The organism is Vibrio rotiferianus CAIM 577 = LMG 21460, assembly GCF_002741985.1.
Lineage (GTDB): Bacteria > Pseudomonadota > Gammaproteobacteria > Enterobacterales > Vibrionaceae > Vibrio > Vibrio rotiferianus.
This window is the reverse complement of the sequence record NZ_APHW01000080.1, coordinates 1-963: the sequence shown is the minus strand read 5'-3', so window position 1 is coordinate 963 and position 963 is coordinate 1. Positions and strand designations below refer to the sequence as shown.

General features: G+C 30.2%; 2 protein-coding genes. Both read right to left on the bottom strand.

Annotated elements, in window-relative coordinates; all coding sequences use genetic code 11:
* Nucleotides 1–98 precede the first annotated feature (98 nt).
* A complete protein-coding gene (locus B853_RS16200; protein WP_128826943.1) occupies nt 99–389 on the bottom strand; it encodes a hypothetical protein in 291 nt (96 codons plus the stop codon).
* Nucleotides 390–442: 53 nt separating this feature from the next.
* The gene (locus B853_RS16195) at nt 443–703 is read right to left on the bottom strand and encodes a hypothetical protein (RefSeq protein ID WP_038887490.1); all 261 of its coding nucleotides are present in this window, start codon (nt 701–703) and stop codon (nt 443–445) included.
* Nucleotides 704–963 lie beyond the last annotated feature (260 nt).

The following is a 963-nucleotide window of genomic DNA, read 5'->3' as shown; positions in this document are numbered from 1 at the left end:
CTATTAATGACGATATATTATAACTATCATTATTTAAAATTGATTCCAAACCAACAAAAGGCGATTCAATATCAATCAAATTACTTTCAAAAAGGAAATTAAATTATATTTGTTATCATACTTAGCCATAAAAAGATTAAAATATAATCCTGATAAGCCTCGTATTTAACCAAATAAAGATTAAGAACAAGTTTATTAAACTTTTCTTTTTCGTTACTCTCGACATAATCTAATAGAGTTTTTGCAAACTCTTTAGTTTTAGAGTGTCGAGAAAATGAAGTGATATAAATATTTCTTAAATCCCAAAAATCAAAATCAAAAACCTTAGAATCTAAAATATATTTCTCTAAAAAGGAAGTCGGAGAACAATTGATAAAATCATTATACATATTAAGCCCCTGTTAAAGTAAAGGGGCATAAGCCCCCTTAAACAAATGTAATATTAAGCACTCTTTGTCTCTTTGCGACATGGCGAAAGAGCCTCAAAGCCAACGCCATTTTTAGAACTGTAAGCCCTTACATCAACTTGAACCTTATCGCCATTCTGATAGCCTAGAGGGTCGCCCTCTGCTAAGCGAACATCAATAACTTTAATTGCCCCGTTATCTTGTGCTAAGAACTGCAAATAATGTTGCGTTTTATTGTCCCAGTTAGTTTCACGCTTGCCGTTAATTGTTCCTGTAATTGTCAGTTTCATATCCATAATTTCCTCTCTATTTTCTTAGATATTTATCAATTAAATCAATTTCTCTCATTAGCCTTTCGTATATATAACTCGATATTGCTAATGTTAAAAACAACTGTTTTTGTTCTTCCTCGTTTTTAGGTCTTAATCTTCTATGAGAAGACTGTAAACCGTCCCTATAAGTCTGAACAATTTCTTTACTCTTATTTCTCCCAAATAAAACTTCTATTATTAAACTCTGATATCATTTAATATCAACTGATATCAATATAGTATTA

Bases quoted from the DNA above. Each gene is read 5' to 3' on its own strand.
- B853_RS16200 (WP_128826943.1), bottom strand. From the start codon at position 389: ATGTATAATGATTTTATCAATTGTTCTCCGACTTCCTTTTTAGAGAAA.
- B853_RS16195 (WP_038887490.1), bottom strand. From the start codon at position 703: ATGGATATGAAACTGACAATTACAGGAACAATTAACGGCAAGCGTGAA.